This window comes from Paenibacillus sp. J31P190 (assembly GCF_059692075.1).
On sequence record NZ_JCAUAS010000019.1, the window covers coordinates 21,212 to 45,627 of the forward strand.

Below are 24,416 nucleotides of genomic sequence, written 5' to 3' on the forward strand. Positions count from 1 at the left end.
AATATATACATAAAGAAACACCCTTGGCATACTTCGCTTTTATGTGAAGCTTTGCCTGGGGTGTTTCTGTATGTTTTATTCGGCAGAGCTCATCGAAGGAACCATTGTTGGAGGAGATTCTTTGATGCTGGAAGAGCTTTTACTTCTGCGACGTGCTCTAGCTTTGAATTGCCAAATAACTAGACCTGTAATCATCAGGAAAAGGGGCATCATCCCCATGAGAAAGCTCGCGATTTTCACAGGTTCACCACCCCAAGTTGCGAAATGCAAGCCTTTTTTCCAAGCACTGTAAAACGCCATTGGAGCATTTGGGTTTGTTTTACCTAAAATTTCACCCGTATAGGGGTCTTCATAGACGGTAACATTGCTGGAACCAGTCGGACTGTAACCTTCTTTCATCGCTAACTGATAAGTTTGATCAGGCTTCGTGGGTAGTTGGACTCGGACCAGTTTATGGTTCGGAAATCGTTCTTGCGCATTTTGAACGATGGTGTCAAGAGAAAGCGGTGAACCGTTCATGTTTGTTGTTTTGCTCCAAGAAGCAGCTGCTTCCGTTTTGGTCGACAGTCCGAACCATCCAAACACATATTTATCAAGTTGATAAGCCGTGCCTGTGAGGGCGAATACGAGAAGAAAAGGAATGGTTATTATACCGACAGTTTTATGTAGACCTAAATTTAGGGCAAGCTTACCTTTGTTTCGAATAATTCGGAAGCCGCGAGCAAATTTGCGAAGGCCGGGCCACCATAGATAAGCACCTGTGACTAGAATGATGATGAGACCGACACCCATAAAGCCAACGACAATGGAAGCATTTGATTTACCAAGTACATCCTGGGCAAGTAAATAACGGTGTAATTGCAGAACCTTCGTAAAGAAGACATTTCTGCTAGGTCCTACAGGCCCAAGTACATGGGCGGAGCCTGGATCAACGTAAACATTTTGAGTCGAAGCTTTGCCGCTCACTTCTTTGGTTAGTCTTACCTGATAAAGACCATCTCCTGCCGGAAGCTCGATTCGATCCATTTTGAACCCTGGAAAAGCTTGCTCCGCACCTTGCTGAACGTCGAGTAGTGAGGTATGACCTGGCGTAGGTTGATAAAGCTGTGGATGTATCCATTTCTCTACATCATTTTCAATAACAAGCAGACTGCCTGTTGTACAGATGGCAACAATGAATAAGCCTAGAAGTAAACTTACCCAGAGATGAATTTGTAACAATAATTTACGCATAATGGCCCCTTCCATAAATGAGAATGATTATCAAAATCATGAATCTGTTTAGAATGATAATGATTATCACTTTCATTGTCAATACATTTATGGTTAATCATTTGCGATTGCAAGTATTGAATGAAATGATAGCGTTTACAATCATCTGCTTCATGGAAAGTAGGACTGAGTTGTATTACAATAGTTGCAAGCGCAATTATGATTGATTTTTCTAAGTTGGAAGGGAGATTTTAGCTTGAGGTATTCGACTTTCGGTAAATCCGGCTACAACGTTTCATCACTTGGATTTGGTGCTATGAATCTTCCAGGTGTACCACTTGAACAGGCAAGAGAAGCATTGAATTACGCCTTGGATCACGGCATTAATTATATCGATACGGCAGCAGCATACCGGAACAGCGAGGAAATTATCGGCGAGTGCATCTCCCATCGCAGAAGTGAGTATTTCTTAGCGACGAAGACAGGAGCACGTGATTACGAGACGGCGAAAGCGGAAATTGAGCGAAGCTTAGTTCGTATGAAAACAGACCATGTAGATTTATTGCAAATTCATTATGTGAACTATGTTAGCGAGTTTAAGAAAGCGATGGATATCGGCGGCGCCTATGAAGCTGCTCTTGAGGCTCAGCGGGAAGGGAAAGTGCGATTTATCGGCATTTCCGGACACCGTCCAGATTTACTTGCGAAATGGATCGCCAAAGGGCAATTTTCGCAGATTTTGTTTCATCTCAATTTAGCACAGCCGTTTGCACTTGATGAGCTGATCCCAAAAGCGACAGAGATGGATTTAATGAAAGTGGCGATGAAGCCTTTGTCCGGCGGGTTCATTCAACCGGTTGACCGTGCGATCCGCTATCCTTACAGCCAAGACGTGCATGTGACGATTTCTGGGATGGTGAGCATCAAGGAAGTGCAAGAAAACTTGGCTGCGCAGGAGCAGGAAGTAGGAGCGGAGGAGCGCCAGGAGCTGGAGCAATTGGCTATAGAGCTGGGTCAACACGATTGCAGACGCTGCAATTATTGTTCATGTCCGCTCGAAATCTCCATTCCGGATGTGATGATTGCGAGTAGATTTAGAGAGAAATTCGGACTGCTGCCGAAGGGTGACGGATTTTTCCAAAGACAAAAGGATAGAATAGTAGGCTGTGCAGACCATGATCCATGCAAAGAGAAACCGCTTTGCGAAGAGAAGTGCCCTTACCAGCTGCCCATGCAGTCTGTGGTGCAGAAGGCCGCATCTTTTTATTAATTTGAGAGACTATGGAAACTACTGAAACTGCAGAAACTGCAGAAACTGTAAAAAATTGCAGAAACACAGAAACTACTTGAACCTAAGGAGAAGTACTTATGTTTGATAAAATTACGGATGTAACGACGGGTGTATATACGTCGTTGATGGATAATGAAACTGGGGCAGACGCAATCCTCGTCTGCCTAAGTGAAGCTGAGCTGCGCCAGGACGATGTCCTCGGACTGCCGCAGCTCGATCAGGCCCTTGAGCGCATGCGCGCAAAGGGCCTATTCACTGGCGCCTCAGGCGAGCTCGAGGCGCTGCCGACCCACGGGCTGCTGCCGTACGCGTACGTGTTCGTTGCGGGGCTCGGCCCCGCAGCATCACGCGATACGCTGCGCGCAGCCGCGGTGTTTGCAGCGCGCAAGGCACTGGCGCTGCAGTTCGAACGCTTGGCGCTGAAGCTGCCAAGCGGGATCGACAGCCGGTCAGCCGCCTCGGCGCTGACCGAAGGGCTGCTCCTCGGTACGTACCGCATCGCGGCGTACCGCAAGAACGAGCCTGCGCGCGCGGAGCTGCGCCAGGCTGTGCTCCTCACAGAAGCGGCTGCGGATGCAGCGCTTCTGAAGGGGGCGATCGCAGCCGCTGAGGCGGTTGCGGAAGGCACGAACTATGCCCGGGATCTCACGAACCTCCCGGGCAATAGGCTCATTCCGGCTTCTATCGCAGAGGAAGCCGTTCGGCTCGCCCAGCACTACGGCTTCGCCTGCGAAGTGCTGGACGAGCACGAGATAGCCGCCCGCGGGATGGGCGGGCTTACCGCGGTTGGTGCGGGCAGCGTCAACCCGCCGCGCATGATCACCCTGCAGTATAAGGGTGATCCAGATTCCGCCGACGTGCTGGGCCTCGTCGGCAAGGGCGTGACCTTCGATACCGGCGGGATCTCGATGAAGAAACCCGACGGCATGGAAGAAATGATCAGCGATATGGGCGGAGCCGCTACACTGCTCGGTGCCCTGCACGTCGTCGGTCAACTGAAGCCGAAGGTGAACTTGGTTGTGGTTATCCCGGCGGCGGAGAACATGACGTCTGGTTCTGCCTATCGCCCTGGCGATATCGTGACAATGCTCAGCGGACATTCCGTTGAAGTGTTGAATACGGATGCGGAAGGCCGCATTATCTTGGCCGATGGCTTGACCTACGCCAAGCAGCTGGGAGCGAATCGCCTGATTGATGTTGCAACTTTAACAGGGGCCATCTTAATCTGCTTTGCCGATGTCGCGACTGGCGCAGTTACGAATGATGACGAGTTCCTGAAGCCGCTGCTTCAGGCAGCCTCGGCAGCTGGTGAAAAAGTATGGCAGCTGCCAAACTATCCGGAGTATCGCGCTATGCTAAAGAGTGATGTCGCCGATGTTAAGAATGCGACTTCATCCGATCGCTGGGCAGGAGCCATTACAGCAGGCCTGTTCATCGGTTTCTTCGCCGAAGAAACGCCTTGGATCCATCTGGATACCGGCGGCACGGCTTGGTTATGGTCGGCCAAAGGTATCGAGCCTAAAGGTGCAACAGGTGTCATGGTTCGTACTTTAGCGGCTTATCTTTGTGGGAACGAACTTAACTAGTTTTTTCGTCGCTGTAGGTTGATTAAAGTAGGAAAAGTGCTAGAAGTGCTCGATCAAAGTAGGATGGCTAAGGTTTTAACAATGTATAGATGAAATAACAGCCTTTAAGATCTCTTATTTGCCAAAAAAAAGCTTGCAAGCAGTAAATAGAAGTCCCTAAAGGCTCTAATATACAGAAAAATGGTAGGAATCAGCATCATCTACTGAGGATAGAAGTCCCTAAAGACTCTTATTTGGAGGGTTTTCACGAGTTTTTCTCTAAATAACAGCCTAAGGAGACTCCTAATAGGGGAAGAATCAGTTATCAAGAAAGCACCCTCAATCATGAGCTTCATCTTTGGGTTTATCCAACTTGGACACAAAAAAATCACCCGTCATCGAGTTATCGCCAGCCAAATGATCGGCAGGTCTTTAACTCAAGGCAGGGTGATTTTTTAATCTTCCTAGGCGCCAATACTTTGTCCAGCTGCAGCTGGCTGATTTACCGGCCTTTGAAGCAATTCATTCACATCGGACATCCGAATGACCAGACGGTTGATTTCATTTGTTGTATAAGAGAGATGCTCGGTGCGCTGTTCAAGCTGCGTTAAGGAAATACCAATCCAATTTTTCTTGCGTCGATGTAGAAATAGATCATATTTTAACACCGTCATTGTGGCGGCGAGGGGATCTGGCTTGATGTAGACATCTTTCATGATATCTTCCATGTTGAAAAAAAGTTTCCCACGCTTCCATCTTACATACCCTGGTTCAAACAAGATAACAAGAAAATCGGAATCAGCCTTGTCCTTGTTCTCCATGGTAATCAATCTTACAGCACCTTTAGCTTGATTCGGCTTAATGAACTGATTGGATCGAATATCCGGAAGAAAAGGAACAATGAGCAGCGGACATACGCTGGCGATATACAAATAAATGGTTGACTGAAACATGAGAGAGAGTACAATGAAAGTCAAAAAGAGTAATGAGCTTGTGATAAGACCAAAATGGTTTGGTTTCATAGTATTTGGGTGATCCCGCCTGACATGATAGATTAGGTAGTCAGTCCTATTTTACCATAAGCGCCCTATAGTTTGTAAACTTTAAGATCAGTCATTCATCATAAGAATTACATCAGGAGGCGAGTATGGCAATGAAAATTGCGGATTATGTACGAAAACCCAGAAAAAAAGTATCCTCCTACCGAAGAAGCTTGCTCATCGCAACGTTGGAGGGGTTTCCGGCGGTTATTATTTTCCAACTCCTTGGCGGTCCGTTTCTAACAGGTTATTTGCTTTATTTAGGAGCGACTTCAACTGAAATTGGTTTAGTGTTGGCCATTACCACCGTCGTCAATATTATTCAAATTGGGATGGCTGTGGTCATGCAAAAATTCAGAAACCGCAAACGAATGCTGCTTATATTTGCTTCCTCACACCGATTACTTTGGACCTCTGTGGGCTTGATTCCTTTTTTATTTCCCAAAGATCTGTGGGTTGTGATGTATATAGTGCTTTATACGGCTGCTCATTTGGGAAATGCCGCGGGTGGAATCGTTTGGACCTCATTAATAAGCGATGCGGTGCCGGGTCCGGTTCGAGGACGATATTTTGGACTTCGCAATACGATATTAGGCGGGGTAAGTTCACTAGCTCTTTTCGTTGGCGGACAAATATTGGATCGGTATCCAGGCGGGCAAGGTTTTAACTATTTATTTATTATATGCAGCGTTTGTGTGGTCTTAAATATTCTAGCCTTCGGTTTATATCCGAATCCACCCTTCGAGCCATCTACGGCATCGAATCCGGTAGGGATGATTGGGAAGCCGTTGAAGGATCGCGCTTTTCTTAAAGCGATTCTCTTTTTGGCTGTGTTTTTATTCGTACAAGGGGTAACCGTGCCGCTCTTCTCTTATGTCATGCTCAAGCTGATGAAAATTAATTATGAAACAGTCTCGTTAATTACGGTCGTTCATACCCTGGTCATGATGGCCAGCTACTATGTATGGGGCAATCTGAATGTGCGTTATACGGCTCAAACCTTGCTGCTGTGGTCTTTACCGATCATTGCGCTAGCTTGTTTATTATGGGGAGCGATTGCATTCATTCCAGCCATTGTTGTTCTGTATGCCGTTCATATCGTTCTTGGCGTTGGTCTGGGTGGGTTTAATCAGATGGTGTTCACGTTTACGATTGGCGACACACCGAAGAGCGAACGTCCGATGTATATTGCTACTTATTCGGCTATCACTGGCTTTGCCGCTTTCTTGGGTCCGATTTTTGGCGGAAAAGTATATGCCTTGATTACGGATGCCCCGATGTGGGTGCAAATATATGGTGTTTCTACGGTGGTTGGCGCTGTTTTACTTGTACTTGGACTGTTGGTTGGACGTATGGTGCTGGGAAAACAAATGAGGAGTGAAACATAATGACGAAGAAAAGAATCGGATTAATTGGTCTAGGTGATATCGCACAAAAAGTGTATCTGCCTCTATTATCGGTCAACGAGCAAGTGGAAATTGCAGGGATTATGAGCTCCACTCCGGCGACGGTAGAACGGATGAGGGCAAAGTATCGCATTCCTTACGGGACAACAAGCTTAGATGAGCTTCTTGCACATGAGTTGGATGCAGTTTTCGTCCATAGTCCGACATCTACCCATTACGATATTGCGATGAAAAGTATAGAACAGGGTGTTGCTGTTTATGTAGATAAACCGTTGTCCTACGATTGGGCACAGTCCGCCGAGATGGCTTCATATGCGGAGCGAAAAGGCGTTTTGCTGGCAGCGGGGTTTAACCGCAGGTTTGCTCCTCTTTATAAGGAGGCTAAGCAATGGCTTCAGGAGGCAGGCGGATTCGATTGGTGTTCAGCCGTTAAGCACCGCATCAAGCAGCAAGGTCATAGCGCCAAAGAGACGTTGTATGATGACCTGATTCACATGCTGGATCTTTTGCTATGGCTTGGAGAGAGTCCGTACGAAGTGAGCACATACAACCAACAAGTCGATGAAGCAGGCAAACTGCTCCACGCATCAGGGACGCTGGCATTCGGCTCTTCATTAGGCAATTACAGTATGGTTAGACTGGCAGGTGTTGATTTAGAAAAAGTTGAGCTGCACGGGAGCGGCCGATCGGTAGAAGTAACGAACCTGGAGTCAGCAGTTTTTTATGAAAAAGGCGCCGCACCACGCGTACGCTCCTTCGGCAGCTGGGACACGGTGCTTGAAAGAAGGGGCTTTGCTGGCGTTGTACAGCATTTCCTGGACAGCTTGGACAATCCGAATGCCTGCAGCATCCGTGGAGACCTTGTTCTTGCGTCACATCAATTAGTGGAACGATTGTCCGAGTAACCAGGGTGCCAAAAAAAGATTCAAGACATTAATTCGTTTAAAAAGATGTTGCGGAACGTCGACTATTTTATAATAAAGTATAAAATTCAGGAGGCAGGGTCCCGTTCTAAGTTCTAAGCGCCCACCACTGATTTTGCGCACAAAAATTGTGCGCAGAGGCGGCGGAATCGTCGCCACCGGACGCTAGCGCACAAAGATTGTGCGCAAAGGCGGCGGAATCGTCGCCACCGGACGCTAGCGCACAAAGATTGTGCGCAAAGGCGGCAGATTCGTCACAAGCAGTGAAATAACGCTTCCTAGTTCCTCTACCTCATGATTTCGGGTGTTTTTCATCCAAATAGAGCATAGACGTTCCCTCGGGCAAATAAATTTTGGTTACTCTGGCATCGTACAGAAAAGGGTAGAGGGGCCAATCATCCAAAAGTGACTTTGGATGACAGGCCCTTCTTTTCATATATGTTCTTTTCACCCGACACCGCTTCTACGTGTGCTATTCACTTCCCTGATTTTTGCTGCAGATATAGAATGGCATCCCGAAGCAGCTTGGCGGTCGTACTATCCGTATACTTGCCATCTTTGATGACAGCATCGAAGATAGTCGGATCTTTAAGCTGACTTTGGTTTAGCAGTTTCTGTAGCTGAGTAACCTTGTTCTGCAAGCTGTTATAAGTGCTTTGATTTGGGAAATATCCTAAATTCCATAACAAACGGAGTAAATCGTCCAAATGATCGAGATCCATGATCACCTTCAATACAAAGGTACGTACGATCGTATTGCCCGCGTTATCTGTAGCCGTTACTTCAATCGTGTGCTGACCAATCCACAAGCTAAGAGGTTGGAGGTTAATGTTAGGGCTAACAACGGCACCATCCAGTTTAACCACAGATGAGGCCACTCCGCTTAAGGCATCCGTGATACCAACATTCCATACAATCGGATCCGTCAAAAATACAGTTAAAGGACCGGGTATATTGATTTCAGGTGCTTGCGGATCGAAGCGTACTTCCGCAGAATGACTAGCTTCCTGATTGCCTGCCAAATCAACGCTGTAATAGTTTATCGTGTTAACACCGTAGGTGTTTACCGTAACCGAAGTTCCGGCAGTGGCAGTTCCCCCATTTAGCATGTAAAAGGTCTGTTGTACACCGCTCAAAGAATCATAAGCCGCTAATGTGACGGTTTGCGGTGTTCGCTGCCACCCCGCTATTGATGTGTGCGTGGTTGCTGGAGCCGTTTTATCAATGCCTATAATTAAATCTTTAGGCACTTCTTCATTATTAAACACATCAATCGAATGGTATTGGATTTGGTGTACCCCTTCATCACTGAAGGTGACCGCCTGAGCTGTGACAGGATGCCATGTTCCACCCTGAATTCGGTACTCCGTTTGCCGGATTCCAACGCCAACAGTCGGATGCACGGCTGTAAACGTAACATGTACATCTTGCTTATTGAATGTGCCTGACCCAGTTGCCCCGTCTGCTGTCGCTGTTGTCACAGGAGGAGTGACATCGCGCTTTTTCACCTGGAAAGTCATCTCCTTGGTGTTGTTCGTGCGATCCATTTCAGTGAATCGTCCGATATCATTGATATTGACGCTTAACTGGTAGGTGGCTTCTCCATTAGGAACTTCCCAATATCCGTTCTCACCGCCTGCGTTTGTGTAGAGTGTTGCGCTGCCGCCTACAGGGATGGATTGATTATACGTATCCGTGTAGCCGAACGAACCGCCGTTCAAACCAAACACGGCTCCGGTTATTTTGCCGTCTGGGGTTGGGAGAATACCGACATTTTTCACCGTAACATAAAATCGAATTCCCGTTTGCCCGGCATACGGATCTGCTGGATTCGTTCCAAGGTCTGTTACGATAAGATCAGGGCCTGGAGTTAAGGGTTGACGTTCCAAACTCAAAAACTCGAACGATTGATGGATGACACGGCCGTTCTTAGCGACAACTTTGATGATATGGTTTGCCACAGGGAGACCCGTCTTTTCGAAAACAACCTTCTTCGCGCCCTGTGTATTTGCTGTTTTCAAATCCACAGTTGCTTGCAGAACATCATCGATATAAACATCTGCCTCGCCTAAAGATGACTCAATATCGGAATACCAACGGATTCCCGTCCCCTTAAAGCCCATAGCTGCATAATCGCCCGGCGTTGTCGTTTCATGGAGATTCGCTCCATTGGCGCCGAGAGCGAAGGTAGGTGCCGAATAGTACATATTCGTACTGGAATGAATGACATTCGTCCAAAGTGCTTGCGGTGTTTCATCCAAGATGCCTTCTTTCAGCTCGAACCAATCGAAGTAGGCGAACACATTATCGCTGCTCTTGACGATGGACAGCACAAGGTTGCTGATGTCCGCAGGCATCATGACGTTATATTCGACCGTTGTATAGACGTTCGGCTCCGTTCCCGGCAAATCCAGGGTTCGTATCAGCTGATTGTCGATAACGAGATTCACCTTTTTGTTTGCGGCCGCACTATATTTTAGCTTAAGAATGTAATTGGTATTTGCTTTGACAGGCGGTTTCAGCATGTTCATCCGTCCTTGTGTAAAGTACATACCGACGAATGTACCATGGTGGGTCACTCCTTCCAGCTCCGTTTGCTCCGCTTCAACATGCAAAGCTCCCGTAGACGTAGTGGTAAAAGGAGAGGCTGGCAACGATAAGGAGGATATGGCTAAAGGGTCGCTCGGCACGGATTCGTTGCCAGAGTCGTCATAAGCGATGAGCGTGTATGAGTGTGCGCTTTCCGGTCTAACATCTTGGTGCGAATAACGGGTTACGGCTTTAGGCAGCTTAGCGAGCAGTACGCCGTTATCATAGAGCTTATATCCGGTGACTTCTGCATTATCTGTAGAAGGCTGCCAAGTCAGCTTGATTTGTTTGTACGAAACGGCCCGTGCTTGCAGCGTAGGCTTGCTTGGTGCTGAATGTTCCAACGGGGTCAAAATGTATTCGACGGCTTCGCCCGGTTGAAGTGTTTCTGATAACTGTGCGCCCAAAGTGGCGTCAATGGTCGTAAAACTGCGTGCAGCCGCATACGTATTACCTGCGCCAAAGCGTTCAGCCGCATACTGGGCGTTATTAGGCAGCGTGACATGGACGTTCATCGTAACCGGTGTCGTTTCAAAATTAACAAAATTGAGCAGAATTTTATTGGATTTTGCACTGGTAGCGCTCACACCAAGACTTGATGTATCCACCGAACGGAAATAAGCTTTTTTCCCGGCAAGCTCATTCTGATTTGTATACACATAAGGGAGCGGTTTGCCATGCGTACTGTAGGCAAGTGCTAAACGGCGGAATACCTTCAAACGCGTTTCATCGGGATCACTCGTATTGATCCACGCTTCGGCATCGTCGGCGGACTTCATTTCGATGTCCTCTTTGAGCAAGCTGTACTCTCGGAAGTAAGCCGCATGCTGCATGATGTAATCGAGATAGCCGATGGTACTGCGTGTTTCCCGATCAAAGATGGAGGCAAAACGGTGCGTGAACGTATCGTAACGGTTATTATCAGTATGAAAATCATTAGCTCCCGTTTCACTCATCATCATCGGCTTTGCCATTCCGTCACCCTGATACTCAGGAAAAGTCTTTAACGTCTCAACGACAGCGCCTCCCTCACCACTCGAAATCCCGCTTAAGGTATAGCTGTGTCCGTTCGTCATATCGGTATAGTCTTCAATCTGCCTGCGGTAGGCAGGATCACGCTCCCAGCCATCGGGAATTCCTTTGGAGGGCCAGTAAGCCCAGCCTGGAGAAACCGCTTTCAACCAAGGGTTTAGCAAAGGCTTCTGCTCACTAACATACTTAGCAAGAGCCAAATCGGCGGCAAATGCATTGTTGAACACGCCGGGTTCGTTATCAAGCTCCAAGTACTCGAACAAATCCCCATTTTCTGCAATGAGATTGTTGTAATACTCTTTGAGCTTCTCAGGGACGACCCCCGATGAAAGCTCTGGATCCTTGATATAGGTTCCGAATGGCAGCAGCACAGGTGCCAAATTCAAATCGCGCAAAGCAGTCAGCCATTCCCGCGAGAATTGACTGGAACGAATGACGTTCCCGCTGTAGGCGAGTCCCAGCCACTTCGTTACTTCCATCGTTTGCAGATCGCGATCTTTCAACACATGCGAGACAAGGGCTGTTCCCAGATGGGTATACCGCCCGTGAATCGGTTCAGCAGCCGGAGCTCCTAATGCCTCAAGTTTGGCATAATCCCATTCAAACCAATGATATTCATCACCTTCAGCTCCCGCATACAAGCCTCGATCCAAAGATAGCTTCAGTTCATTAGATCCAACCTTCAGCATTTCCTTCGGAATATAAAGCTCGTAAGTTTCTTTAAATTTTCGAGTCGTATTTCCGCCGTTCAAGCCTACAATTTGGATTAAACCGGCCATCGTATCATTGGAAAATACAGCTAATTGCGGAACGGATACATACGCATCCAAGCTCCTGAAGCTGAACTGCACGCCATGCTCCGGGACCTGCGGCAAGTTGTAAGTAATAACCATAGAACCGTTGCGGCTAAGCTTCAGTCCTTTAGATACCAAACTCCAATCTGTGCGAGTAGCCCAGTCGGAAGGAAGGCTGAAGGACTCAACAGGTATTGATTTATAATCGCCAAATTCGGTCGACTGCTGATTATCAAGCCCGATCTTCCAAAGCGTTGTATAAACCGGCGCCGGTTGTTCTGCGGTAGTTAGCGTGTAAAAGGCGGTTGAATACAGGATTTTTCCGGCAGGCTGCGCTGTCGTTTCTTTCAACCGAACTTGTATTTGTCCCGTCGTGTAGTTGACATTGTCCAGTTGAAGCGGGTTCGTTGTTACGGTTTGCCACGTGTAACCGCGATCTGTGGTGTATTCATAGGCTGCCACATCCGGTAAACCGGGAACGGGCGTCCATCCGAATGTATTCGCTGTGTCGTCCTGCACCGGATTTGTTGGTGCATCAGGCAGCACATAAGGTGTCAGGTAAGTGCCAGGTATAACCTGTTGAACTATTCCCGGCCCTTGCCAGGCGACAGCCAGATTGTCATTCGAGGTGTTTTCTTTGTGCAGTGCCTCGATATAGTATCTTTTTCCGCTTGATAGCGGAATGATCACCGATTTCTGAGTGGGAGATTTACCCCACTCTCTGGGCTTAGCGAAGACGGTATTAGACGCTATCTTCTCTTTGTGCGCAGGATCGCCATCCGGACTCAACCATAGCTCGGAGCTGTCATCCGCTGCGATCCAGAAGGTGTAGCCTCCGCTGACAGGCGGCGTCAGAAAACCATAAACACGAGAACCATAGAGATCCCCCGTATTGTTCGGTGTCTCGAAGTTAGCGAGTAATCTCGAACCTGACGGAGGCGTCTTTACAGGAATCTGTTCCACCTTCCCCCCAGGAACGTTGTTCCAATAATCTTGGGTAATACCTGCTGCAGCCGCAGCTGCACGATGCGCTGGAAAGAGAGGAAACAGTGAAACAATGATTGCCGACAGAAGGATTGAAACAAGGAGTTTTGACTTGTGTAGGGATCTCATAATTACCTCCAGGTGAATGAGATTATCAATAGGATTCCCTAATCCTATCCGGGGTCCACGTCATGTGTAGACGGCGCTCCGATCCATCTAACATTGGAGCGCCGCTCCTCCTTCGTTCTATTTCAACTCTTTCTGAGACTGTTCAGCGAATTTGTACAGATCATCAATACTAAATGCCTTGGTTTTGTTGTTCTCATACCATTTGGCGTAATAATCGTCGACTTGTTTGCCGCCTGCTTTTTCCCATACATCTTTAGCATCCTTCACAGCTTGCTGAGCGGTGTAGCCAGTGCCACCTACCAGAGCTTTCAACCAAATATCGCCTTTATCGATGTTGTTGGATTTGCTTGTGCTTTTGACAATCGCTTGGAGATCATCAGGCAGTACCGGTAAGAAGTCGTAGCCGAGCGAAGGAATAGGACGATCTTTATTAATATAGATTTCTTTGGATTTGAGGTTGATATCGAGCAGCTCTTTCTGGGTTGGCACTTCTGGGCGCAAGTTCACGAGATACACTTCGGCACATTTGCCCAGCAGCAAATCGGATCTCATCATATTCAGATCGTCGGTGTACAGTTCTTTCTTATTTTTCTCTGTATCGATAGGCTGCAAACAGCCATTCGAGCCTTTTTGTGAATGTGTACCCTCAATACCGTTTTTCAACAGGCTTGCATTTTGGGGATCCACCATCCAGTCAATATATTGCATGATCGCTTTCGGATCCTTCGCTTTGGCATTGACGACACCGACCATTTGCACAGGTGTGCTGATAATCGGGCTGAACTGCCCGAATTGACTCTTCGGTAAAGCCATCGGAATGACCTTAGCCGTAGGGTTGTTCTTCTTCAAAGTTTCATAGTTCGAAATGGTAAACCATGCACTGTCGATCGCGAAAATCCCTAATTTTCCATTCATAAAATCTTGAATGCCCTTTTGTCCGTTTTTATCTGTGAGAAAATCCTTATCGACTAAACCGTCGTCAAACAAACGCTTCTGGAATTCTACGGATGCCTGGAGGCGTTCCCAGTCATGTACAAAGGTACCGTTTTGCTCGGCCCAATCGATCGAACGACCGAAGATGTGGCTGATCACGGAGAAGCCGACACCGCTCAGGTTGATACCGAACGTATCCTTTTTACCGTTGCCGTCCGGATCCTGGTTCACGAACGCTTTGGCTACGTTGTACAATTCTTCGGTTGTCGTCGGAACCTGCAGGTTCAGCTTCTGGAGCCAATCCTCACGGATTAAGAGACGATGATGCGGGGCCACAACATTTAAACGTCCGATTTCATACAATTTGCCGTCTTCCTTCGTTCCAATCTTGCGCAGCAGCGGGTATTTCTCTAGAATTTGCTTGTAGTTTGTGCTGTATTTATCAATCATCTCATCGATCGGCATCAGCAGCTTCTGCGAATACCAGCTGTTCCTGTAGTTGGCATCATACTCCAGAATCAAATCCGGTGCGCTTCCCGAGGCTAGCAAAGCGTTAAATTTCGGGAACGATTCCCAGCGGGGAACGGGTGTATATTTAACATCGACAGGACCGTTCTTGTTGATCCACTCCACCCAACGGTTTTTATCCCAGTTGCCTTCCTCCGGAGGAATATTGCCCCGATCATAGACGGAAACGTTAATGGCTCCTCTTTTAGCCGGTTCGACTGCTGGGGTCGTATTCGGACTTGACGATGTCCCTGGATCATTGACTTTGGCTGTCGAGCAGCCTGCCAATACCGCGATACAAGCTAGTGTAGACAGTAGAGCTTTCTTATGACCCCTACGTAATATAAACATGGATATACCCCCTTAGATCATTCGTTTCCTGAAACAGCTTAAGTTAGGTTGTGTTGTCCTTCGTCTTATCCTTTAATCGCGCCGATCATAACCCCTTTAACAAAATACTTCTGCAAAAAAGGATAGACGATCAGCATAGGCACAATGAGTACGATGACTCCGGCCGCTTTGATGGATTCTGGTGTCATTTGCTGCAAATCATCCGGTCTCACGGAATTAAGCTCTTGAAGAATCGATTGGCTGGCGACCATCTGTTGAATCATAACCGCCAAATTCATTCGGGTGCTGTCATTGATAAACATAAGTACGTGTAAGAATGAATTCCAATATCCGACGCCATAGAATAAAGTCAACGTAGCCAATACTGGCAGGGATAACGGAAGAATAATCCGGGTGAGAAGTCTCCATTCTCCACAGCCATCCATGCGTGCCGCCTCTTCAAGCTCTTCAGGTACATTCATAAAGAAGGTCCGAAGCACAAGCATATTGAACGCGCTGATCAGTCCCGGCATCCATATGGCACCGTAAGTATCCAGTAAGCCGAGACTTTTCACGATTAGAAACAGAGGAATTAACGGTGTTCCGAACAGCATGGTAAATACGATAGCCAGTGTAAAAAAGCGACGCGCATAGAAAAATTTCTTGGCTAACGGATAAGCCGCCATGATCGTAAACCACATGCTTATCACAACGCCGATAACAGTAATCACGACACTATTGCGAAAGGCTTTGACCATATTCGTGCCAACATATAAGGCTTTGTACGCTTCTACAGTCCAGCCTTGCGGCCATAGGGTTACATGTCCTGATACAATCGCCTGATAGCTGCTCAAGGATAGGGATACGATATGCATCAAGGGAAGAACGCAGCTTAGAGCTGCAAGGCCAAGGAACAGATAATTGATCGTGTAAAAGATTTTCTCATCCCATGTTGGTTTCATGAGGGGGAGGCTCCTTTCTACCACAGTCCTTGATCGAATTTACGGGCAAGCTGATTCGCAAGGACGACGAAGAAGAAGCCGACCAGAGATTCAAACAACCCGACCGCCGTAGTTAAACTGAACTGTCCTCCTTGGACACCCACGATAAAGATATAGGTGCTGATGACATTCGAGACATCCGAAACGGCTGCATTTTGGAGCGTGTACACATGGTCAAACCCGACTTCCATGACAGTACCCATACTCAGAATCAGCATGAGAATAATTGTGCTGCGAATACCCGGCAGCGTGACATGCCAGATCTGCTTCCATTTTGACGCACCGTCGATGCTGGCAGCTTCATACAGATGCGTATCAATGGACGTAAGAGCAGCCAGATAAATGATCGCTCCCCATCCAGCTTCCTTCCAAATCCCAGATCCGAGGAAGATAGCTATCCAGCTATGCTCCTGATACAAGAAGGCAGTGGTGTGACCCGTCCATAGCTCCAACAGCTTGTTAACGATACCGGATTGCTGGGAGAAGATCGTAACGACAATGCCTCCAACAATGACCCAAGAGAAGAAGTGAGGAACATAAATTAGCGTCTGCACAATCCTTTTGAACCGCAAGGCTCGAACTTCATTCAGTAGGATGGCAATGATAATTGGAAATGGAAATCCAGCGACAATGCTTAATAAGCTCAATGTGACGGTGTTGCGGATGATGGTCAGCATCTGGGGCTGGGTGAAAAGTGCCTTGAAATGCTTTAGGCCAACCCATGGGCTTCCCCATATGCCATCCATCAAGTTATAGTTCTTAAAGGCAATAATATTTCCTAATATTGGAAAATACCGAAAAATAATAAAATAAGCGATAACCGGTACAAACATAATCAACAGCGGCATATTTTGCTTGAAACGACGACGGGGGTGCAGCGACTTGGCGGTAGGTTGGGCAATTCTTCGAGTAGAAATCATGGGGGCTGATTGAATGTTGTCTAGCGGTGTATGTGGCATCGTGTGTCACCTCCTTTAGTGTGAAAATTGAACCATCTTTTGCTCCCTTGCCGTCGATGGAATCAATGTACCTCAGAGGTGCAATCCTTCTCAATATACATGAATTAGCGAATAAACTCTTTTGAAACCCCTTGCTGTACAAGGCTTTAGTGGATTTGATGCAGAGGTGAATAAACAACAATTAACAATATACTTTTCTTGAAAAATGGCATGATTACTCTTGCTTCCGGTAATCGCCCGGCGTGACGCCGGTATACTTCTTGAAGGCGCGTATAAACGATATAGCATGCGTGTATCCAACCATGCCCCCGATGTCCTGGACGGAGTATCGGCTGCTCTGGAGCAGCTTTTTCGCTTGCTCCATCCGGATCTTAACGAGATAATCGACGAATTTTTCACCAAACTCTTCTTTGAATGCACGGCTGACATGCGAGGCATGAAGCTGAAACTGCTCGCTTAGCGAAGTAAGCGACAACTCCGGATCTGCATAATGGGTCTCCACGTAGGTGCGAATCTGGTTCATGACCGCATGTGTGCTTCTGTCTTCACGAACAGCTGCCATCCGTTGCGATACTTCTTCTAACATGTGAAACCACGCTGCATATAGTTCTTCGATTGTATCGAACTGTTCAATGGCGTCGTTCAGCTGGGGCAGCGCGATTTGCCATAACTCCTGCAGCTCGGCTGAGAGCTCCATCATCTCCCGGTGTAAATGATAAATTAAATAATTCATGAGATTGCGGATCTCATCGTAGGAGAATAACCCGACTTTTAATTCAGTGAAAATTTGCTCCAAGGCTTGCTTCCAACCCTTGTCCCCCAAGCGAAATGACTGAGCCAGTGATTTGACCAGGGGCAAATGCTTATACATTTCCTTCTCCGAGGACGCTTCGGATTCCCAATGATAGAGGACACGATTCGTTCCTAAGGTCGATTTAAAGCGAAGAACATGGACGGCAGCCTCGTAGGAATGAACTAGCTCTTGAACTTGTCCAACCACATGCCCGACACCAAGCGTAATGCGGAAATGCAGATGCTGCTCGACCCAGGAGCGAACATTTTCGCACAGATTGGCCGCGAGCTTCTCGCTGTTTTTGGCATTCTCATCGGCAAATATCACAACACTAAGCCTATGTGTAGCTGTCCATTCCGCCCAAACAGTAAGGCCAAGCGGTTCAGACGTTTCATAAACGACACGGCTTAGTACAAATTTCAGCAGCTCTTGATCCTTTTGAGAGAACATTCTACATACTTCCATATACTTATCCATCTCGATGACCGCTGCAGCAAGCTGACCGAAGCCGGAGGGCAATTGCAGCCGATTCATCTCGGCTTTCCAGTCTTCATAATCGACCGCCCGGCTGCCCTCCAGCCATTCTTTGAAAAAGTGCCGCCGCCGGAATACGATATCTTCCTCATGCTGCTTCTCATAGCGGCTGGATAACTCCATGAGGCTGCCTATGGCCAAGTCAATATATTGGAATTCGTCTTGTTTCTTGCCAGGGACGCCCATTGATTTTAGTTCGGTATAAGCATGGATACGAGACATAATCAATTTAATCGGCCGATAATTGCGATGGGTCACATAGGTCATCCAGACCCCGCCAAGGACAACCATAACTAGTCCCAATCCGATCCATACATAAGAAAAAACAGAGGTGAAGGTAAATAAATAGTCATCGTTGAGACCGCTTCGGTATTCCCAGTTTGTATAGCTAGAATGGATTCGGGTAAGCTCGGACCCTCTTTTCTTAGATCCTGCTGCGCCATCTTCGTTTCCGGATGCCATCAGCTGTTTGCCTTCGGGGTCGTATACTTCGATGAAGCTGATCTTTGAATTAGACATATCTCCGACCATTCTTACAATAGATTCCATACTGATGTTGACAACGACGATGCCTTTTTGTCCGGATAGCAGAGGAATCTTGCGTACTAACGAAATGACGACTTTACGCTGATCCATCTCAGCAAATTCTTTAAAGACCCGCTGATTCGTCAGCTGATATTGAGAAGGGCTCTTCATCATCTCTTCTATGAACACTTTATCGCCGAAACGGTCTGCCGTTATCATCGTGTTTGGGCTAATGACCATTTGATCAGAAACACGGTAAAAATAAACCGAATCAATAAACTTGTTGTAATTCATCATCCCGCGAATCAATTCGGTGACTTCATAAGCGGAGTAATAGGGGTTTCCCTCAAATTTGTTGTCAAAAAACTGGTCAATTCGATTATTAGTTTGCAGCTCCTTGATCACATATTCGTCTATCGTCTTCAAGGCATAGTCAACCGACTGCATGATATGTAAGGCATACGTTTTATTTGCATTTTCAGCTTCTTTTTTGGACAGTTGGCTGATCGAAAGAATAATAAGCACAATGAGCACGGAAGTGATCATGAAAAATACAGGCAAATAGGAAAACAGAAGCCGATAAAACCATGGTTTAGTCATAAAAACGCTCCTCTAACTTATTCCAAGTGCTATGAAATAACAGTTCTGCCGCATTCCTATTGCGACTGTTCACTGTCGTACGTTATATGCAAAATATTCAGGGATCATGCTTGTATAAGTGAATACGCATGATACTGGCATTGCTATAAATTTAACCTTCAGGCATTATCCCTTTGGTTCAGGACAAGCTCGGTGAAGGGAGTTAGTCTTAATTGAGAGCTTCTATGTGCACTATCCCTTTGGTTTAGGATAAGCTGGGTGAGGGGAATTAGGTCTTAATTGAAAGTTTCTATATTCACTATCCCTTTGGTTCAGGATAAGCTCAGTGAAGGGAGTTAGTCTTAATTGAAAGTTTCTATGAGCATTATCCCTTTGGTTCAGGATAAGCTCGGTGAAGGGAGAAGTCTTAATTGAAAGTTTCTATGAGCATTATCCCATTGGTTCAGGATAAGCTCGGTGAAGGGAGTTAGTCTTAATTGAAAGTTTCTATATTCACTATCCCATTGGTTCAGGATAAGCTCGGTGAAGGGAGTTAGTCTTAATTGAGAGCTTCTATGTGCACTATCCCTTTAATTCAGGATAAGCTGGGTGAGGGGAGTTAGTCTTAATTGACAGTTTCTATGTGCACTATCCCTTTGGTTCATGTTCGAAGAAGCTTAAGAGGTAATTTTGTAGACTGCTCAGAAACAAGTTTCTGAAAGGAATGAATGGGAAAGATTAGAACTGTCCCTACTCGTACTAATAAACCAAGAAGACCATTCCAGAAAGTTATGATCCTGCCCCGCCTCCGACTTCGAACTATATATATCAATAATAAAGCACTGCGAAACCTTTTGCTCTTTCTTTCTGAGTAAAGGGGATAGTTCAATTAAGAAGATAAATAAAACCCGCCACTTCAGCTGAAACAGCTTGAATGGCGGGTTTGTTGTATCTTGGTTATTTATCCGCAAGAACAGTTCAGGACAGGCTTACGGGCAGCAAGCGCTTCGTCCATACGGCTGACGACGGTGGTATAGGGAGCGTTTTTGACGAGATCCGGGTTTTCTTCGACTTCTTTGGAAATGGCGATCATGGTGTCTATGAATTCGTCCAAGGTTTGTTTGCTTTCGGTTTCGGTTGGCTCGATCATAATGCATTCTTCCACGCTGAGCGGGAAGTAGATCGTTGGCGGGTGGTAGCCGAAATCGAGCAATCTTTTGGCGATGTCGAGTGTGCGTACACCGAGCTTCTTCTGGCGGTTGCCGGAAAGCACGAATTCGTGTTTACAGAAACGTGGGTGAGGCACATCAAAGTAGGGTGTCAGCCTAGCAAGCATATAATTCGCATTCAAGACGGCATACTCGGATACTTTGCGTAAGCCTTCTGGACCCAGTGTGCGAATATAGGTGTATGCACGAACGAGGATCCCGAAATTGCCGTAAAAGCCTTTGACGCGGCCGATCGTTTGCGGGTAGTTGTAGTCAAAATAAAAGCTGCCATCTTCCCGTTTCGCAACGAGTGGAGTGGGTAAGAACGGGATCAGCCTCTCTTTGACGCCAACGGGGCCTGCTCCAGGTCCGCCTCCTCCGTGGGGGGTGCTCATGGTTTTGTGCAGATTGAGATGCACGACGTCGAAGCCCATGTCGCCGGGGCGAGTGATGCCCATAATGGCGTTGGCATTAGCGCCGTCGTAGTAGAGCAGTCCGCCTGCTGCATGTACGATCTCAGCGATCTCGATGATTTGTTCTTCGAACAAGCCAAGTGTGTTCGGATTCGTTAGCATTAACGCCGCGGTATCAGGACCAACAGCTTTGCGAAGCTCATCGAGATTCACGAGGCCGCGCTCGCCTGATTTAATGGTTATCGTTTCGAAACCAGCAACAGTCGCACTGGCAGGGTTAGTGCCGTGCGCGGAGTCGGGACAAATGACTTTGGTCCGCTTCTCGCCGCGGCTTTCGTGGTAGGAACGGATCATCATAAGTCCGGTCCACTCCCCATGAGCGCCAGCCGCCGGCTGAAGGGTTACGCGGTCCATACCGGTGAGGGATTCAAGGTCATTTTGGAGATTGAAGAGCAGCTCCATCGCGCCTTGCAGCGATTCTTCCGGTTGGTACGGATGTATTTTGGCGAAGCCAGGGAAGCGGGCTACGTCTTCGTTGATTTTTGGGTTGTATTTCATCGTACACGAGCCAAGTGGATAGAAGCCATTGTCGATGCCGAAGTTGCGGCGGGAAAGGGCTGTATAGTGACGGATGACGTCTACTTCATACACTTCTGGCAGGTCGGGTTCAGTCTGACGCCTAAACTTGGCTGGCAGGAGATTGTTCAAATTGACTTCTGGCACATCGGATTCAGGCAGTGAATAGGCGACACGACCTGGGTGGCTCATTTCAAAGATGAGCGCTTTGCCGTCTGATTTCACGTTCACGTTGTTTTCGCTCATACGAGTTCCTCCAGTGCAGCTGCGAAGGCATCGATATCTTCGCGCGTTCTTTGCTCTGTAACGGCAATAAGCATATGGCCGGCGAGCTCGGGGTAGTCGCGGCCGAGGTCGTAGCCGCCGATGATGTTATGCTTCAGGAGCTTACTGTTCAGCTCCTGCACGTTCGTGCCGTCCGGTAGCTTGACGGCAAATTCATTGAAGAAGCTGCCTGCGAATGGCAGCGAGAATTTAGTAGACGCGGCTAGGCGGTTCGCCGCGTAGTGGGCTTTCTGGACGTTGAGCTTGCCAACGTCTTGGATGCCCTGCTTGCCCATCGTGGACAAGTACACAGATGCGCAAAGCGCGAGAAGCGCTTGGTTGGAGCAGATATTCGACGTGGCTTTTTCACGTCGGATGTGCTGCTCCCGCGCTTGGAGCGTAAGAACGAAACCGCGCTTGCCATCGCGGTCAACGGTTTGGCCCACGATGCGCCCAGGCATGCGGCGCATCCAGCTCTCGGCGACGGCGAAGTAGCCGCACGTTGGCCCGCCCAGCGCAGCTGGGATGCCGAGCGGCTGGCAGTCGCCGACGACAATGTCAGCGCCGAGCTTACCCGGCGCTTCGAGCAGCCCGAGCGTGAGCGGATTCGCGCTCACGACGAGCAGTGCGCCCGCGCCGTGGGCGAGGGGCTCAGCGGCCCCGATATCCTCCAAGCAGCCGAAGAAATTCGGCGATTGGAGGATGACGGCGGCTGCGTCATCGCTAAGCTTGGAAGTGAGATCATCGAAGTCGGTCACGCCCTCAGGCGTGAGGCCGATCTCGACCACTTCCAAGTTCAGCCCGCGGGCGGTCGTGCGCAGGATCGCTCGCGCTTCCGGGTGCACCGCGCGAGAGACGAGCAGACGGCTGCGCTTCGTCGCTCCGCTAGCCAGGGCACCGGCTTCGGCCAGCGCCGTTGCGCCATCGTACATCGAGGCGTTCGCTACGGCCATGCCGGTGAGCTCACAGATGTACGATTGAAACTCGAAAATCGCCTGCAGCTCGCCTTGGCTGATTTCCGGTTGGTAGGGCGTATACGCTGTGTAGAACTCTGAGCGCGAGATGACATGATTGATCACCACCGGAAGGTGATGATCGTAGATGCCAGCGCCGAGGAAGCTGGCATACCGGTCAAAGTCGGCGTTGCGCCCCGCCAGACCGCGCATATAGCGCAGCAGTCCTTGTTCATCCAGCGCCTTCGATACGTTCAGTTCGCCTTGAAAGCGAACCTTCTGGGGTATATCTTGAAACATCTCCTCCATGGATGAGATGCCGATGGTCTCCAGCATTTCTTTCTGATCCTGCTCCGTAATAGGCAAATAGCGGTGCTTCATGATGGCGGCTTGCTCCTCTCTTGAGACGAATGGCTTACGGTTTTCTTTTATAAAAAGGGGTGGCAACGACTTTGGCTTTGACCTGAGCCCCTCTAATTTCCACATTCAATTCCGTACCTAGCGCACTGTAAGCGGAATCGATTAAAGCCAAGCCCACATTCGTTTTGAAAGTTGGAGATTGCGTCCCTGTTGTGACTTCGCCGATCTGTTTCCCATCCGTATTGAAAACAGCATAATGCGGACGGGGAATGCCGCGTTCGACCATTTCGATGCCCACGAGCTTGCGAGGTGTACCGTTTGCCTTTTGCTCAGCGATCACGTCACGACCAATGAAATCTCCCTTATCCAGCTTCACAAAAAACGAAAGTCCAGCCTCTAGCGGTGTAATATCCATGGAAAGCTCTTGCCCGTAAAGGGGGAGACGAGCTTCAAAACGCAAGGTATCACGAGCGCCTAAACCTGCTGGTACGAGTCCCTGCTCTTGACCTGCTTCAAGAAGCAGCTTCCACAGCTTTACAGCGTCCTTTTGATCGACATAGAGCTCGAAGCCATCTTCCCCTGTGTATCCGGTGCGAGATAGGAGTGCTTTAATCCCGGCAACATCCGCTTCAGGAAGGAAGCGAAACGTTTTCAAAGATTGAATTGGCGCGTCTGTAAGTTTAGCTAAAATCAGTTCCGCATGCGGTCCCTGCAGCGCGAGCATCGCCGTTTCATCTGAAATGTTGACTAATTCCACACGGCCCGTGAGGTTTTGCTGCATCCATTCCACATCTTTATCGATATTCGATGCATTGATGACCAGCATGTAGTTGTTTTCACCAAGTTTGTAAACGAGTAGATCGTCTACAACGCCACCAGTCGGATAACACATAAGGCTATATTGGCATTGGCCAGCTTCCAGCTTGGATACATCATTCGTTGTTATTTTTTGCAGAAAAGGAAGGGCGTCTTCTCCGTTTACTCGGACTTCCCCCATATGGGACACGTCAAAAAGCCCGGCCTGCTGCCTGACGGCGTCGTGCTCTTTTTGAATACCAGCGAACTGTACGGGCAGCTCCCAGCCTCCAAAATCAATGACTCGCGCTCCATGCTCCGCATAAATCGGAAAGAGCGGTGTTCGTTTTAGCATGCTCGTAACCTCACCTTCGATTGTTGACATTGCTATTTTGCCCGAAATATAAGCCAGAAAATGCAAAAAAGAGCAAAAAGTATGCAACACAAACATACCTTTTGCCCTGTCCTTTTTACCTGAGAGTTACCTCGCCTGAACCTAAAGTCCATCGAGTTTCCCCTTGGGTGTCCGTTTTCCCGCTGTTCGCGGAAATTCGAAGCTCTCCAGAGTTGCGTCCGATACAGGTCCTTTTGCCTGAGAGATTCACCGCTTTGGGCTTACTCCTTCGGCGCCGCGAGCTTGCACTGCGGTCTCTCCCTATACCATCATTCGCCAATATTCAATTTATTTTATAGTATTATTATGTGCCCAAATTGGTGTGAA

At 48.0% G+C, this 24,416-nt stretch carries 14 protein-coding genes and 2 riboswitches; of the genes, 4 read left to right on the forward strand and 10 right to left on the reverse strand.

The features are described from left to right. Positions 1–75: 75 nt before the first annotated feature. The gene (locus tag AC58U0_RS26780) at positions 76–1,233 is read right to left on the reverse strand and encodes a PepSY-associated TM helix domain-containing protein (protein ID WP_497381920.1); all 1,158 of its coding nucleotides are present in this window, start codon (positions 1,231–1,233) and stop codon (positions 76–78) included. Between the two features lie 235 nt (positions 1,234–1,468). Between AC58U0_RS26780 and AC58U0_RS26785 the strand changes: the two genes are divergently transcribed. Together AC58U0_RS26785 and AC58U0_RS26790 are read left to right on the forward strand one after the other, a co-directional pair. Further along, the gene (locus AC58U0_RS26785) at positions 1,469–2,482 is read left to right on the forward strand and encodes an aldo/keto reductase (protein ID WP_057304693.1); all 1,014 of its coding nucleotides are present in this window, start codon (positions 1,469–1,471) and stop codon (positions 2,480–2,482) included. A 98-nt stretch (positions 2,483–2,580) separates the two neighbouring features. After that, complete coding sequence (locus AC58U0_RS26790) at positions 2,581–4,089, forward strand: leucyl aminopeptidase (protein ID WP_497381921.1); 1,509 nt, start codon at positions 2,581–2,583, stop codon at positions 4,087–4,089. 443 nt (positions 4,090–4,532) lie between these two features. On the opposite strand, the gene AC58U0_RS26795 is transcribed toward AC58U0_RS26790, so the two are convergent. Then, a complete protein-coding gene (locus tag AC58U0_RS26795) occupies positions 4,533–5,090 on the reverse strand; it encodes a hypothetical protein (RefSeq protein WP_497381922.1) in 558 nt (185 codons plus the stop codon). A gap of 125 nt (positions 5,091–5,215) precedes the next feature. Between AC58U0_RS26795 and AC58U0_RS26800 the strand changes: the two genes are divergently transcribed. Then, complete coding sequence (locus tag AC58U0_RS26800) at positions 5,216–6,496, forward strand: MFS transporter (protein ID WP_497381923.1); 1,281 nt, start codon at positions 5,216–5,218, stop codon at positions 6,494–6,496. Beyond that, positions 6,496–7,419, forward strand: a complete 924-nt coding sequence (locus tag AC58U0_RS26805) for a Gfo/Idh/MocA family protein (protein WP_497381924.1) — start codon at positions 6,496–6,498, stop codon at positions 7,417–7,419. The genes AC58U0_RS26800 and AC58U0_RS26805 overlap by 1 nt, the downstream gene beginning before the upstream one ends. Before the next feature lie 494 nt (positions 7,420–7,913). On the opposite strand, the gene AC58U0_RS26810 is transcribed toward AC58U0_RS26805, so the two are convergent. From AC58U0_RS26810 to gcvT, 8 genes are all read right to left on the reverse strand, one after another. Next, a complete protein-coding gene (locus AC58U0_RS26810; protein ID WP_497381925.1) occupies positions 7,914–12,965 on the reverse strand; it encodes an OmpL47-type beta-barrel domain-containing protein in 5,052 nt (1,683 codons plus the stop codon). Between the two features lie 117 nt (positions 12,966–13,082). Next, positions 13,083–14,756 carry an extracellular solute-binding protein gene (locus AC58U0_RS26815; protein WP_497381926.1) on the reverse strand — a complete coding sequence of 558 codons (1,674 nt, stop codon included), beginning with the start codon at positions 14,754–14,756 and terminating at the stop codon, positions 13,083–13,085. A 65-nt stretch (positions 14,757–14,821) separates the two neighbouring features. Continuing rightward, a complete protein-coding gene (locus AC58U0_RS26820) occupies positions 14,822–15,697 on the reverse strand; it encodes a carbohydrate ABC transporter permease (RefSeq protein ID WP_497381927.1) in 876 nt (291 codons plus the stop codon). Between the two features lie 17 nt (positions 15,698–15,714). Next, positions 15,715–16,656, reverse strand: a complete 942-nt coding sequence (locus tag AC58U0_RS26825) for an ABC transporter permease (RefSeq protein ID WP_497382008.1) — start codon at positions 16,654–16,656, stop codon at positions 15,715–15,717. 253 nt (positions 16,657–16,909) lie between these two features. Further along, a complete protein-coding gene (locus AC58U0_RS26830) occupies positions 16,910–19,147 on the reverse strand; it encodes a helix-turn-helix domain-containing protein (RefSeq protein ID WP_497381928.1) in 2,238 nt (745 codons plus the stop codon). A gap of 940 nt (positions 19,148–20,087) precedes the next feature. Continuing rightward, on the reverse strand, positions 20,088–21,569 hold the full coding sequence (gcvPB, locus tag AC58U0_RS26835; protein WP_497381929.1) for an aminomethyl-transferring glycine dehydrogenase subunit GcvPB: 1,482 nt from the start codon (positions 21,567–21,569) through the stop codon (positions 20,088–20,090). Next, complete coding sequence (gene gcvPA / locus AC58U0_RS26840; RefSeq protein ID WP_497381930.1) at positions 21,566–22,921, reverse strand: aminomethyl-transferring glycine dehydrogenase subunit GcvPA; 1,356 nt, start codon at positions 22,919–22,921, stop codon at positions 21,566–21,568. The genes gcvPB and gcvPA overlap by 4 nt, the downstream gene beginning before the upstream one ends. A 34-nt stretch (positions 22,922–22,955) precedes the next feature. Then, positions 22,956–24,050 (reverse strand): glycine cleavage system aminomethyltransferase GcvT, encoded by a 1,095-nt coding sequence (gene gcvT / locus AC58U0_RS26845; protein WP_497381931.1) that lies wholly within the window; start codon positions 24,048–24,050, stop codon positions 22,956–22,958. A gap of 104 nt (positions 24,051–24,154) precedes the next feature. Next, positions 24,155–24,262, reverse strand: a riboswitch (glycine riboswitch). A gap of 3 nt (positions 24,263–24,265) precedes the next feature. Next, positions 24,266–24,362, reverse strand: a riboswitch (glycine riboswitch). Positions 24,363–24,416 lie beyond the last annotated feature (54 nt).